Here is a 12,927-nt window from a genome sequence, read left to right on the forward strand (position 1 = left end):
GGTATGTGCGAAAACCGCCCCGGGGGTCGCAAACCCCCGGGGGGGCCCGCGGGGGGACCCCCGGGGTGGGGGGGGCGGGGGGGGGGGAGGGGGGGGGGGGGGGGGGGGGGGGCCCCCCCCCGGCGCCGTTACGCTCGGCTGTTCAGCACTGGGGGCGGCGGCGGTGGTTGGCCCCGCGCCTGGCCCGGGCCTTCTTCTTGCGGCGGCGCTTGGACGACATGGCGGCTCCTCTCGCGACTGTCACGACTCCCGTATCCAGGACCCCCGGTCTTCCACCGTTCCACATCCGGCCCGTCCCGGCCCGTCGAGCGGCCCCGGGGCAGCCCTGGAGTCTGTGGTGGAGATGCTCGAAGGGTTTGAGCCGGTCGTGGCGGAGCGCCGGGCGGAGGAGGCTCAGGCGCGCCTCGGTCCGGCGGCGGCCGGGCTTGCGCGATCGGTCCGGTGAGATGAACCCGCCGAGCCGATCGTGGTCGAACGGCGGCGCCCTGGCCGGCGCAGGCACGGCAGAAGACCGCGCTCCGGAGCCCGCGGTCAGCGATGACCGGGCCGGCCGGCTCGGCCGGCCCGTCGAGCGTGCTGCCGTTGCCGAAGCCGTCCGGCACGCCGGTCTACGTGCCGTCGACGGCCGGCAGCCGCACACCCCGCCGGAAGGCGCCGGGTGTCCCCATCGGCGAGCGTGCGCGCCACCGTGCGAGAGGGCGTCTCCAGCGGCCTTCGGGCCGAGCCCCGCCAGGACCCGGCGCAGCGAGGGAGCTGTTCACCCGCCTCGGCGCGGTGCTGCCCGGCACACCCGGCGGGAGCAGGCGTACGGCCACCTCCTCGGACGGCTCCCGGGAGAACGGGCGGGGCCCGCGCGCCCGCCCGACTGCCGGGCAGGCCCGAGGCAACGGCATGGCCGCTCAGGCTCCCTGGGTCAGGGCGGCGCGCCAGGCGGGGCTTTCGACGTAGTGGTTGTCGAAGCGCTCGGAGGAGGCGGCGATCGTGCCGGGGTCGCTCTCGCCGCGCATGACGCGCCCGAGCAGGCGCAGGTAGTCGAAGCGGTCCATGCCGGGGGTGAACATGAACAGCACGTCGGCCTCGGCGCCGGGGGCGGCGGCGAAGGCGTGGGGGGTGTGCGGGGGCACGGCCAGGAAGTCGCCCGCGTCCAGGTCGGTGACCTCCTCGCCGACCAGTACCCGCAGCGAGCCGCTGATCACGAAGAACAGCTCCCATGCCCGGGTGTGGAAGTGCGCGGGCGCTCCGACGGCGCCCTGGGCGAAGGTGGAGCGGTAGACGGTGAAGCCGCCGTCGCCGGGGCCGGTCTCGGCGAGCAGGGTCATGGTGGCGCTCGGGTCCGCGCAGGTCTCGGCGGCATTGGCGCGGGCCAGGACGGGGGCGGTGGCGGTGGCGGTGGTGTTCGTCGTCATGTGACCAGGCTAGACGCGCAAAGACCCACCACACGGGGGCAATCAGGAACCGTTTCGGTGGGTCAATTGCGGCCCGCACGCTCCCTGACGGATCCGGCCCGGCGACGCCCCCGACGCCGGCCACGGCCCGGACGTCCTGCTCGGCGCCCCCGGGATGCCCGTACGGGTGGGCAGTTCGGCGCCGAGGCCGATGGGGGCGCCGGACCGGTACGTCACCGCGGCGTGCCCGCCCCCGGCCGGCACCCCCGACGGCCACTGCTCCCGCCTCGGCCTGTGGCTGCCGCGCGGTCCCGGGCGCGCCGCCGGACTCGGCGGTTCCAGCGGCCCCTTACTGGCCCACCCGGCCGTCCACGCATTCGCGCAGCAGGTCGGCGTGCCCGCAGTGGCGGGCGTACTCCTCGATGCGGTGCACCAGCAGTTCGCGTACCGCGATGCCCTTCCCGCCCAGCCGGGTGCCGAGGTCGGGGTGGCGGGCGAGCGCGGCGTCGGTGGCGGCCTGCTCGCGCTCGAGGTCGCGCCAGGCGGCCTCCACCACCGCCGGATCGGGCGCCGCGTCGTCGAAGTCCGCGTCCCGCGCGCCGTACAGGGTGGGCAGCGGCTGGGCGTCGGTGATCCAGTTGCGCCAGCCGCGTTCCACCTCGGCCAGGTGCCGGACCAGGCCGAGCAGGGACATCGTCGACGGCGGCACCGAGCGCCGGGCCAGCTGTTCGGCGTCGAGGCCCTCGCACTTCATCCGCAGGGTGAGGCGGTAGTCCCGCAGGTAGCCGTCCAGGGTGGGGAGTTCGCCGTCCGGCGAGGTGCCGTCGCTGTTGCGGGGGTCGTCGGCCGGATCGGCCCACATGTCGGGGTAGACGCTCGCCTGGGTCCATCGTTCGGGTCGCTCGGTCATACCCGGCATGCTCACCCGCAACGGCCCCCGCCCGCCACCGGGTTGCCGCCGCCCGCTGCCGGGCGGGCTCCCGGGTCCGTCCGGCCCGCCGGCCGGCGCACGCGCCGCTCATCTGCCGGCCGCCCTCAACTCCCCGGCCCTGGCCCGCAGGAAGCGCAGGAAGCCCGTCACCGCCGGTGCCGGGCGCTGCCCGCGGCGGGTGGCGGTGTGGACGCGGCGCACCGGGGTGTCGTGCGGGTGCAGGGGCACCAGGGCGATGTCGGGGCGGGCGGCGGGGGCGGCCAGGGAGGGGATGAGGGTGGGGCCCAGGCCGGCGGCGACCAGGCCGAGTTTGGCGCTCCAGGCGCCGACGGTGTACTCGATCCGGGGCTGGAAGCCGCTGTGCAGGCAGGCGGCGAGGAGGGTGGACTCGGGGTCGCGGCGGGCCGCGATCCATGGTTCGTCGGCGAGTTCGGCCAGGCGCAGGCGGCGCCGGCGGGCGAGGGGGTGGGTACGGGGCAGGGCGACCAGTACCGGGTCGTCCAGCAGGGGCCGCAGGTCGAACTGCTCGGTGTCCCAGGCGTCTTCGGGCGCGGAACCGGAGCCGGGGCCGGAGCCGGGGCCGGGGCCGGGGCCGGGGGCGGGGGCGGGGCCGGGGGCGGTGGTGTGGGAGGCGACCACGGCGAGGTCGATCGCGCCGTCGGCCAGCTGGTCGAGCAGGTGGGCCGAGAGCCCTTCGGTGAGGCCGATCCGCACCTGCGGGTGGGCGGCGCGGAAGGCCGCGAGTGCGCTGGGCAGGAGTTCGGCGTTGGCGCTGTCGAAGGCGCCCACGCGCAGCCGTCCGGCGTTCAGGTCGGTGAGGGCGGCGAGGTCGCGCCGGGTGGTGTCCAGGCGTTCCAGCAGGGCCTCGGCGTGCGGGAGCAGGGCGCGGCCGTGTTCGGTCAGGCGCACGCCGCGGGCCAGGCGGTCGAACAGCGGGGTGCCCAACTCGGCTTCCAGGGTGGCGATCTGGCGGGAGATCGCGGACTGGGTGTAGCCGAGGCGCTCGCCCGCGGCGGTGAAGGAGCCCAGGTGCGCGACGGTGCGGAAGACGTCCAGCCAAGCCATGTCCATTGCGCATGGCTACCATGCCGGACATTCGTTTGTCGCCTGGCTGCGGGCTGCCTAGCGTGGTGGGCATGGAGAAGATCGCTTTTCTGGGGCTGGGCCGGATGGGGCGGCCGATGGCCCGTCGCCTCGCCGCCGCCGGCTACCCGTTGACCGTGTGGAACCGCTCCCCGGGCCGCGCCGACGGCCTCACCGACGGCCTCACCGACGGCCGCGCCGATGGCCGCGCCGAGGCCGTCGTCGAGGCCGCGAGCCCGGCCGAGGCGGTGGCCGGGGCCGACGTCGTGGTCACCATGCTGTCCGACCCGGCGGCCGTGACGCAGGTCGCCGCCCAGTTCACGGCCGCGCTGGCGCCGGGCACGCTGTGGATCGACATGTCCTCGGTCGGCCCGCGCGTGGTGGCGGAGCTGCGCTCCCGTCTGCCGCGGGGCGTCGCCCTGGTGGACGCCCCGGTGATGGGCAGCGTGGGCCCGGCGGCCGACGGGGGCCTGACGGTGTTCGCGGGCGGCGAGGACGCCGACCTGGAGCGCGCCCTGCCCGTGCTGGAGCACCTGGGCCGGGTGCGGCGCTGCGGCGGGCCGGGCGCGGGGGCGGCGCTGAAGGTGGTGGTGATCGGCGCGATCGTGGCCTCGGTCACGGTGGTGGGTGAAGCGCTGGCGGTGGCGAGGGAGTTGGGCGTGCCGCAGGAGGCCGCCGTGGAGGCGCTGGCGTCCGGGCCGCTCGCGGGGGTGGTGGCCCGGGCGCGCAGCGCGGACGCGGACTTCCCCGTCCGTCTGGCCGCCAAGGACCTCGCCCTGGCCGGCGGCGGGCCGGTGCTGTCGGCGGCCCGCCGGGTGCTGCTGGCCCACCCGTCGCTCGCGGAGCGGGACCTGTCGGCGGTGGTGGCGGCGCTTCAGGGCGGCTAGCCACCACCCCCGCCCGCCCCCCGCCCCCGGCCCGGCCCCGGCCCCGGCCCGCCGGTCGGCTCGTCAACCGGCGGGCCGTCAGGTCACCCGATCAGCGGGGCGGGTGTGCGCCGGGGCGCCGTCTGCCCGTAGCGTCGTGGCGGTGTGCGGACGACGGGCCCGGGGAGGCGGCAGGGTGCGGGGCGGGTGGGCGGGACTGCGGCGCGGCGCGACGGCGCTGGCGGTGGCGGTGGCGGTGCTGGCGGCCTCGGCCTGCGGGGCGCCGCCCGGCGCCGCCGGCGACGACGAGGCCGGCGGCGCCGGCGGCGGTGTCAGCGGTGACGGCACCGGGACGGGCGCGATGGCGGGTGCGGGCGGGCGTCTGCTCGCCCTGGTCTACCGGGGCCCGGCGGCCTGCGAGGGCTGCGCGGAGGCGGCGCACGACCTGCTGGAGCGCGACGGCTTCACGGCGCGCTACATCGGCCCCGAGGAGCAGACGCGGTTCGGCCCGGGCGCGCTCGCGCGGGCGGCCCTGTACGTGCAGCCGGGCGGCACCAACGGCCAGGAGGTGACCGCCGCCTGGGGCCTGCTCGCGCGCGACGCGGGCTTCTCCGCGGAGCTGGTGCGCGCCTACGTGCGCGGCGGCGGGCGCTACCTGGGCCTGTGCATGGGCGGCTACCTGGCCGGGGAGGACCCGGGCTACGGCCTCCTGCCGGGCGACTCCGGCCAGTACATCCGCTCCGCGGGCGCCACCGTCACCGACGAGCAGGACCACCTGGTGGACGTCGCCTGGCGCGGGCGTGCGCAGCGGATGTACTTCCAGGACGGCCCGTACTTCGACGTGGAGGGGCCGGATGTGGAGGTGCTGGCCCGCTACACCAACGACCGCGCCGCCGCCGTGGTCGCCTCCTACGGAGCGGGCCGGGTCGCGGTCAGCGGCCCGCATCCGGAGGCGCCCTCGCAGTGGTACCGCGACTACGACCTGCCGGATGAGTCGCGCACCGGGCTGGGCCTGGGCGATGACCTGCTGCGCGCCCTGATGGCCGCCCCGCCGCACCCCACGCCCTGACATCCCGCCGCACCCCGCCCCCCGGCCCCGCCGGTCCCCACGCCCCATGCGGGGCCCGGCGCCGGGCCCACCCTGATTCCACCCTGACTCCCCCCGGATGCGGGCCCGGCTCCCGCGCCCCCACCCGGTCCGCACTAGTGCACCCGGCGGGGCCGCCGGCCTGCGCAAAGCCCGCCCGAACCGGCGCGAAGGCCCCCGCGCACCACCCCCGAAACCCCGCTGGTGCACTAGTGCGTGAGCCTCATATCGCCTGAGGCGAGGCCTTGTTGGGCCCAGAGCGTACGGCGTACGGTTGCGGCATGGAGAACACCGACATCCTCATCTCCGGCGCCGGCATCGCCGGCCCCGCCCTCGCCTTCTGGCTGCGCCGCCACGGCTTTCGCCCCGTCGTCGTCGAACGCGCCCCCGGCCCGCGCCCCGGCGGGCAGAGCGTCGACCTGCGCGGCGCCGGACGCACCGTCATCGAGCGGATGGGCCTGATGGAAGGGGCCCGGTCGCTGCGCGTGGAGCAGCGCGGCATCGCCATGGTCGACCGGCGCGGGAGGCCGACCGCCCGGCTGCCCGTCGAGCTGTTCGGGGGCGAGGGCATCGTCTCGGAGGTGGAGATCCTGCGCGGTGACCTCGCCGCGCTGCTCCAGCAGGCCACCGACGGCGTCGAGTACCTGTACGACGACACGGTCACGTCGCTGGCCGAGGACGCCGACGGCGTCACCGTGCGCTTCGAGAACGCCCCCGAGCGCCGCTTCCACCTGGTCGTGGGCGCCGACGGCCTGCACTCGGCCGTGCGCCGCCTGGCCTTCGGCCCGGAGGAGGGCCACTACCGCCCGCTCGGCGGCTACACCGCCTGGTTCACCGTCCAGGACGTGGACCTCGCCCGCGGCCTGGACGGCTGGTTCCTGATGTACAACGCCCCGGGCGGGCGGGTGGCCGCCGTGCGTCCGGGCCGGCTGCCCGGCGAGGTGAAGGCCTCCCTGAGCCTGCGCTGCCCGCCGCTGGCCCTGGACCGGCGCGACGGCGCCGCCCAGCGCCGGCTGCTCGCCGAGCGCTTCGCCGGGGCCGGGTGGGAGGTGGAGCGCCTGCTGGCCGGGATGGCCGCCGCCGAGGACTTCGCGTTCGACTCCTACGGCCAGATCCACCTCGAGCACTACACCCGCGGCCGGGTGGCCCTGCTCGGCGACGCCGGCTACAGCCCCAGCCCGCTCACCGGCCTGGGCACCAGCCTCGCCCTGGTCGGCGGCTACCTGCTGGCCGGTGAACTCGCCGCCGCCGCGGGCGACTTCCGCGCCGCCTTCGCCCGCTACGAGGAGCTGATGCGCCCCTACGTCACCCGCGCCCAGGAGCTGCCGCCCGGCGGGATGAGCGGCTTCGCCCCCCACAGCGCCCTGATGATCCGCCTGCGCGCCGCGTCCGTGCGCTGGATGGGCCGCTGGCCGATGCGCGCCCTGGTGGCCGCCCAGTTCGCCAAGGCCGGCGACATCGACCTGCCCGACTACCCGCTGCCCGCCCGCGCCTGACCCGGCCGCCCGGCAATCCCCGCCCTCCGCTGCCCCGCCGGTCCCACGGAAGGCCCGCCCCGCCGCTCCCGACACCGGTCCCGACGCCGGCCCCGGGACCGGGCTTGCACCTCACGCGGGGTCAGGCGCGGTGCTCGTCGCCATGACCCCCCGCGGACAGACCTGGAAGGTCGGCCCCCTCGCCGAGGCCGGCGGCCTGACCGTACGCACGCTGCACCACTGGGACCGCATCGGCCCGCTCAGCCCCTCCCGGCGCACCGCCCACGGCCACCGCTCCTCCACGGAGCAGGACGTGGTGCGCCTCTACCAGATCCTCGCCCTGCGCCGCCTGGGCCTGGGGCTGGAGACCATCGCCACCTGCCTGGACGCCGGCGTCGACCCGCTGCGGCTGGTGGGCGAGCACCTGGCCGCCACCGAGGCCTCCCTGACGGCCCTGCACACCCTGCGCGATCGCCTCGCCCACCTGCACACCGAACTCGCCGCCGAACGCTCCCCCGCCACCGCCGACCTGCTGCGCCTGCTGCGGGCCGTCGGCGCCGGCGGCCCGGCCGCCGACGGGGCGCTGCGCCGCCACCTCGACGAGGACCAGCTGCACGCCCTCGCCGACCACGCCGCCGCCCTCGGGCCGGGCGACCACTACCTGCTGGAGGTCGAATGGCCCCAGCTCTACCGCCGCGCCGAGGAACTGCGCGCCGCCGGCGCCGACCCCGCCGACGCCTGGGCCGACCTGCGCGCCTTCCTCGACCTCGCCCGCCGGGCCGGCCACGGCGGGCGGCCGTGAGCGCCGCCCCTGCGCCTGCGCCTGCGCCTGCGGATGGGGGTGCGGGTGCGGATGGGGGTGCGGGTGCGGGTGAGCCTGCTGAGCGCCCTGCCCGTGCTGGCCGTGACGGTGTCCGTCCTGGTGCCGCTCGCCGTGGCCGGTGCGCTGCCCTGGCCGGTGCCGCCGGGTAGTGGTGCTGGGGCAGGCGGTGCGGTCCTGGCTGGTCTTCCACCGCCTGGGCCGCCCGGCGCCCGGCGGCCCGGGCGGCAAAGCCGCCTGAGCGGCAGACCGGCCCGGGCGGCGGGCACGGGGCGGGGTGGCGGCTACTTGCCCGTGCCGCGGGGCTGGTTGAAGCGCAGCATGTTGCCCGCCGGGTCGCGGAAGGCGCAGTCGCGGACCCCGTAGGGCTGGTCCATCGGCTCCTGGAGCACTTCGGCGCCGGCGGCGCGGATGCGCTCGAAGGTGGCGTCGCAGTCGTCGGTGCGGAAGATGACGCCGCGCAGCAGGCCCTTGGCGAGGAGTTCGGCGGCGGCCTGGCGGTCGTCCTCGGAGGCGTGCGGGTCGGCCAGCGGGGGTTCCAGGACGATCTCCACGCCGGGCTGGTCGGGCGAGCCGACCGTCACCCAGCGCATCCCCTCGAAGCCGACGTCGTTGCGCACCTCGAAGCCCAGGACGTCCCGGTAGAAGGCGAGGGCCTTGTCGTGGTCGTCGACGGCGATGAAGCACTGTGCGAGTTCGATGCTCATGGCCGTCACGCTACGGGAGGGGGCCCGTCCTTCGCCTGGGCGCGGCGCACCGGGCGGGTGCGGACCTTGGCGACGCAGGCGGGGATCGGTTCGCCGTCGCGGTGGTCGCGGGCGCGGTAGGCGCTGGGGCTCTCGCCCACCAGTTCGGTGAAGCGGGTGCTGAAGGAGCCCAGCGAGGTACAGCCCACCGCCATGCACACCTCGGTCACGCTCAGGTCCCCGCGGCGCAGCAGCGCCTTGGCCCGTTCGATCCGGCGGGTCATGAGGTGGCTGTACGGGGTCTCCCCGTACGCGGCGCGGAAGCTGCGGGAGAAGTGCCCGGGGGACATCAGCGCGGTGCGGGCCAGCTGCGGCACGTCCAGCGGCTGGTCGTAGTCGCGGTCCATCCGGTCCCGGGCCTGGCGCAGGCGCACCAGGTCGGCCAGCGGCACCCGGGGGGCGCGGGCGGCGGCGGGGGTGGCCGGGGCGGCGGGGGTGGCCGGAGCGGCGGGGGTGGCCGGGGCGGCGGGGGTGGTGGACGGGCGGGAGGACACACCGGCCACGGTACCCACCGGCGCCGACAGCCGCCGTCCTCCCCCGCCCGGCGCAGCGGCGTTGGCGGGCTCGCGGTGGCGCCGAGGACCCTGGAGGGATGGTCGGGCGGCGCAGAGGGGGTGAGGGCGTGAACGGGCCGAACAGGTCGAACAGGCCGAACGGGCTGGAGGGGCCGGACGGGCTGGAGGGAGTGGACGGGGTGGCGGGCGGCGGGCGGCGGGGTGAGGGGCCGCGCGCTCCCGGCAGCGGGGCGGTGGCGCTGGGCGTGCTGGCCGCCACCGCCGTGGTGCTGCTCGTGCAGGCGGCCAGCGGTAGCAGGTCCCGTGTGGTGCTGCTGCTGGTGTTCCTGCCCGCGCTGCTGGCGGGGCTGGGCACGGTGGCGCAGACGGTGGCCGTGTCGGTGTGGGTGACGGCCGTGGTGGTGGTCCATTCGGCGCTGTACCCGCCCTCGGACCTGCCGGCCCGTCTGGGCACCCTGGGGGGCGTGGTGGCCGCGGAGGCGGCGGTGGTGGCGCTGTGCGCGCGGCGGGTGCGGCGTGAGCGGGAGCTGTCGCGGATGCGCCAGAGCGCGGTGGCCCTGCAGCGCCAGCTGCTGCGCCCGCTGCCGGCGCGCACGGCGGAGCTGGACCTTTTCGGCCTGTACCGGCCGGTGGAGGAGGACGCCCTGGTCGGCGGGGACCTGTACGACGTCGCGCAGACCCCGCACGGCACCCGGGTGCTGGTCGGCGACGTGCAGGGCAAGGGCCTGCCGGCGATCGGCGCGGGCTTCGCGGTGCTGAGCGCCTTCCGGGAGGCGGTCTTCCGGGAGGCGGGGCTGGCGGCCGTCGCCGAGGCCCTGGACGCGGCGGTGGAGCGGTACAACGCCTACGCGGTGCAGACCGGCGAGACGGAGCGTTTCGTCACCGCGACGGTGCTGTGCGTGGGGCGCGGCCCGGACGTGCTGGCCGTCAACTGCGGTCACCTCGCCCCCTACCTGCGGCACGGCGACGGCCGGGTGGAGGCGGTGCGGCTGCGCGCGGGGATCCCGCTGGGCCTGGCGGCGCTGACCGGCGAGCCGCGGGAGGTGGAGCGTTTCACGCTACCGGGGGACGCCGTGCTGGTGTTGCTGACCGACGGCATCACCGAGGCCCAGGACGCCTCCGGCGCCTTCTACCCGGCCGAGCGGGGCCTGGCCGACCTGGCCGCCGTGCCGGCCGCCGCGCTCGCCCAGGCGCTGGAGCGCGGGGCCCGCCGGTGGAGCGGCGGGCGCAGCCGTGACGACGTGACGGTGCTGGTGCTGGCCCGGCCGGCGGGGGTGCCCCCGGCTGCCGGGTCCGGTGGGAGCGATCTAGGGTGGCAGTCATGATCTCCACTCCCATAACCGAACCGGTGTCCGATCCCGCCGAGGCGCTGCGGGTGATGCTCGAGGGCAACGCCCGTTTCGTCGCCGGCAATCCCGAACACCCCAACCAGGACGCCGGGCGCCGGGCGGCGCTCGCCCCGGCGCAGAAGCCCTTCGCCGTGCTGTTCGGCTGCTCGGACTCCCGGCTGGCCGCCGAGATCATCTTCGACCGGGGCCTGGGCGACCTGTTCGTGGTGCGCACCGCGGGCCATGTGGCCGGCGTGGAGGCGCTGGGCAGCATCGAGTACGGGGTGGAGGTGCTGGACTGCCCGCTGGTGGTGGTGCTGGGCCACGACTCCTGCGGCGCGGTGGCGGCGGCCCTGGACTCCCTGGAGCAGGGGCGGCTGCCGGGCGGCTTCGTGCGCGACGTGGTGGAGCGGGTGACCCCGAGCGTGCTGGCCGCGCGGGCGGCGGGCATCGAGGACCGGGACGCGATCGTGGACGAGCACATCCGCCAGACGGTGGACCTGCTGCTGGAGCGTTCCCAGCCGCTGGCCGCGCGGGTGGCGAAGGGCCGGGCGGCCGTGGTGGGCCTGTCCTACCGGCTGCGCGACGGCCAGGCCCGTACGGTGGCCGCCCGCGGCCTGGACTGAACCACCCGCCCGCCGCGCCGCCGGCGCCCGCGTCCCGGTGCCGGGGCGCGGGCGTCACGCGCGTGGGCGTCACGGGCGCGGGCGTCACGGGCGCGGGCGTCACGGGCGCGGGCGTCACGGGCGTGGGCGTCACGGGCGTGGGCGTCACGGGCGCGGGCGTCACGGGCGCGGGCGTCACGGGCGCGGGCGTCACGGGCGCGGGCGTCACGGGCGCGGGCGTCACGGGCGCGGCCGTACGGGCGGGGCGGGCTCGCGGGGGCGGGTGAGCCGTGCCGTCGACCGGCCGGCGTCGCGGGCCGCTGCCACGGGCCGAACTGGACGTCCGATCCCCGCCAGCGGGCCGCGCCGGGCGCGGGCAGAGTCGGTGGCCGAACAGCCCTGATCCCCTGATCCCCCGAGGCAAGGACGGCCGGATTCCCGTGCACAAGGTCACCGATCTCAAGGTCCTCTACTTCGGCACCCCGGTGGTGCTGATCGGCTCGCGCAACGAGGACGGCAGCGCCAACCTGGCGCCGATGTCCTCGGCGTGGTGGCTGGGCCAGTCCTGCGTGCTGGGCCTGGGCGACAGCGCCCAGAGCGCCGTCAACCTGCGGCGCGAGGGCGAGTGCGTGCTCAACCTGCCCTCCTGCGCGCAGGTCGACGCCGTCGACGCCCTCGCCCTGCTGACCGCCAACCCGCACCTGAGCGAGGCCAAACGCGCGCAGGGCTACCGCCACGAGCGGCGCAAGTTCGCCGCGGCCGGGATGACCGAACTGGCCGGCGAGCTGGTCCGGGCGCCGCGCGCCGCCGAGTGCCCGGTACAACTGGAATGCCGCCTGGAGGCGGCGGTGCCGCTGACGGGCAACGACCGGTGCACCGCCTTCGAGGTGAGCGTGGTGCGCGCCCACGTGGACGAACGCCTGATCGTGCCGGGCACCGACCACTACGTGGACCCGCTCGGCTGGGACCCGCTGATCATGAAGTTCTGCGAGTTCTTCGGCGACGGCCGGCGCCTGGCCCCCTCCCGCCTCGCCGAGGGCTGGCGGATGCCCGGCCGCCTGCCCGCCGCGGTCTGACGGCCCCGGCCGCCTTCCAACGACGCCGGCGAGGGCGCCGGCGGCGGGGCGGCGCCGGGAGCCCGCGGGGAGCGCGCGGGGTTACGGGATCCGCTCCCCGCAGGAGTCGCACACCCGCGTCGCCGGCAGTTCGAGGAAACAGGTCGGGCAGATCGCCGGCGGGCGCGGGACGGCGGCGGGCGCGGCCGCGGCACTCTTGCGCGGCGCGGCACTCTTGCGGGGCGCGGCGCTCTTGCGGGGCGCGGGGGTCGTCGGCCGCGGGGCCAGGGCCGGGATGCCGCCGTCGGCGGGCAGGTCGGCGCCGAAGTGCCGGTAACAGGCCAGACGGGCGGCGGCGGCGTGGAGTTCACGGTCCGTCTCGTCCACGATCGGCGGCTGCCCGGCGACCGCCAGCACGTCCTGGTAGCCGGCGCCGACCGTGCCGTCGGCGGCGTGCACCACCAGGGCCGTCAGCGGCGGGTCCCCGCGCCGGTGCGCCTCGCGCACCACCAGGGCCAGCACCTTGCCGATCCAGTGCCGCTGGTTGACGCTGGTCCGCACCCCGGAGGCCTGCTGGAGCACCTCGGCCAGCTCGGCGTAGGTGATCACCGCGTGGTAGCGGTGCGCCACGTCCACCAGCGCGGGATAGGCCGCCCTGGTCCACACGATGTGCGCCTGGCTGACGGCGACGGGTGCGCCGTCCGACTCCCGCCAGTAGCCGCGCTGCTGCCCTGTCATCCGCCCGCCCCTGTCCGTTCGACCCGTCCGGCCGCCGGGAGCGAGGCTACCGGGCCACGGCGCCCGCCCACCGCCCGGGGCCCGGGGCCCCGAGCGGCCACCGGGCTTGACTTCACGTGCGGTCGAAGTCGTCGAACGGGGGCGACCGCAGCCGTACGGGCGGTTCGCGGTCGATGCCCCGCCCGTACGGACGACGCGCCGGGGGGGGGGGGGGGGGGGGGGGGGGGGGGGGGGGGGGGGGGGGGGGGGGGGGGGGGGGGGGGGGCTGTCCTACCTGGCCCCCCACCCCGCCC

13 protein-coding genes are annotated in these 12,927 nt (G+C 77.2%); 7 read left to right on the forward strand and 6 right to left on the reverse strand.

Annotated features, from left to right (window positions below):
- Positions 1 to 899: 899 nt before the first annotated feature.
- The 3 genes from ACZ4WV_RS34695 to ACZ4WV_RS34705 form a co-directional block, all read right to left on the reverse strand.
- A complete protein-coding gene (locus ACZ4WV_RS34695) occupies positions 900 to 1,406 on the reverse strand; it encodes a cupin domain-containing protein (protein WP_465752975.1) in 507 nt (168 codons plus the stop codon).
- 328 nt (positions 1,407 to 1,734) lie between these two features.
- Positions 1,735 to 2,304 (reverse strand): DinB family protein, encoded by a 570-nt coding sequence (locus tag ACZ4WV_RS34700; protein ID WP_465753005.1) that lies wholly within the window; start codon positions 2,302 to 2,304, stop codon positions 1,735 to 1,737.
- A 99-nt stretch (positions 2,305 to 2,403) separates the two neighbouring features.
- Positions 2,404 to 3,387, reverse strand: a complete 984-nt coding sequence (locus tag ACZ4WV_RS34705) for a LysR family transcriptional regulator (RefSeq protein WP_465752977.1) — start codon at positions 3,385 to 3,387, stop codon at positions 2,404 to 2,406.
- Between the two features lie 65 nt (positions 3,388 to 3,452).
- Between ACZ4WV_RS34705 and ACZ4WV_RS34710 the strand changes: the two genes are divergently transcribed.
- The 4 genes from ACZ4WV_RS34710 to ACZ4WV_RS34725 all read left to right on the forward strand — a co-directional run bounded on the left by ACZ4WV_RS34710 (position 3,453) and on the right by ACZ4WV_RS34725 (position 7,629).
- Positions 3,453 to 4,286 (forward strand): NAD(P)-dependent oxidoreductase, encoded by an 834-nt coding sequence (locus ACZ4WV_RS34710; RefSeq protein ID WP_465752979.1) that lies wholly within the window; start codon positions 3,453 to 3,455, stop codon positions 4,284 to 4,286.
- Between the two features lie 175 nt (positions 4,287 to 4,461).
- Positions 4,462 to 5,334 carry a BPL-N domain-containing protein gene (locus ACZ4WV_RS34715; protein ID WP_465752981.1) on the forward strand — a complete coding sequence of 291 codons (873 nt, stop codon included), beginning with the start codon at positions 4,462 to 4,464 and terminating at the stop codon, positions 5,332 to 5,334.
- A 299-nt stretch (positions 5,335 to 5,633) separates the two neighbouring features.
- Entirely contained in the window at positions 5,634 to 6,848 is a 1,215-nt protein-coding gene (locus tag ACZ4WV_RS34720) for an FAD-dependent monooxygenase (RefSeq protein WP_465752983.1), read from the forward strand.
- A 142-nt stretch (positions 6,849 to 6,990) separates the two neighbouring features.
- Positions 6,991 to 7,629: a MerR family transcriptional regulator gene (locus ACZ4WV_RS34725; protein WP_465752985.1), complete on the forward strand. Its 639-nt coding sequence runs from the start codon at positions 6,991 to 6,993 to the stop codon at positions 7,627 to 7,629.
- 302 nt (positions 7,630 to 7,931) lie between these two features.
- On the opposite strand, the gene ACZ4WV_RS34730 is transcribed toward ACZ4WV_RS34725, so the two are convergent.
- A complete protein-coding gene (locus ACZ4WV_RS34730) occupies positions 7,932 to 8,354 on the reverse strand; it encodes a VOC family protein (RefSeq protein ID WP_465752987.1) in 423 nt (140 codons plus the stop codon).
- A gap of 5 nt (positions 8,355 to 8,359) precedes the next feature.
- On the reverse strand, positions 8,360 to 8,740 hold the full coding sequence (locus ACZ4WV_RS34735) for a helix-turn-helix transcriptional regulator (RefSeq protein ID WP_465753007.1): 381 nt from the start codon (positions 8,738 to 8,740) through the stop codon (positions 8,360 to 8,362).
- Between the two features lie 275 nt (positions 8,741 to 9,015).
- Between ACZ4WV_RS34735 and ACZ4WV_RS34740 the strand changes: the two genes are divergently transcribed.
- From ACZ4WV_RS34740 to ACZ4WV_RS34750, 3 genes are all read left to right on the forward strand, one after another.
- Positions 9,016 to 10,233: a PP2C family protein-serine/threonine phosphatase gene (locus ACZ4WV_RS34740; protein WP_465752989.1), complete on the forward strand. Its 1,218-nt coding sequence runs from the start codon at positions 9,016 to 9,018 to the stop codon at positions 10,231 to 10,233.
- On the forward strand, positions 10,230 to 10,862 hold the full coding sequence (locus ACZ4WV_RS34745; RefSeq protein ID WP_465752991.1) for a carbonic anhydrase: 633 nt from the start codon (positions 10,230 to 10,232) through the stop codon (positions 10,860 to 10,862). The genes ACZ4WV_RS34740 and ACZ4WV_RS34745 overlap by 4 nt, the downstream gene beginning before the upstream one ends.
- 419 nt (positions 10,863 to 11,281) lie before the next feature.
- On the forward strand, positions 11,282 to 11,917 hold the full coding sequence (locus tag ACZ4WV_RS34750; protein WP_465752994.1) for a flavin reductase family protein: 636 nt from the start codon (positions 11,282 to 11,284) through the stop codon (positions 11,915 to 11,917).
- 81 nt (positions 11,918 to 11,998) lie between these two features.
- Here the strand turns inward: ACZ4WV_RS34750 and ACZ4WV_RS34755 are convergent, their stop codons facing one another.
- Positions 11,999 to 12,634, reverse strand: coding sequence for a hypothetical protein (locus ACZ4WV_RS34755; RefSeq protein WP_465752996.1), 636 nt, complete (start codon positions 12,632 to 12,634; stop codon positions 11,999 to 12,001).
- Positions 12,635 to 12,927 lie beyond the last annotated feature (293 nt).

The sequence above is a fragment of the Kitasatospora sp. NPDC029312 genome, from assembly GCF_055569215.1.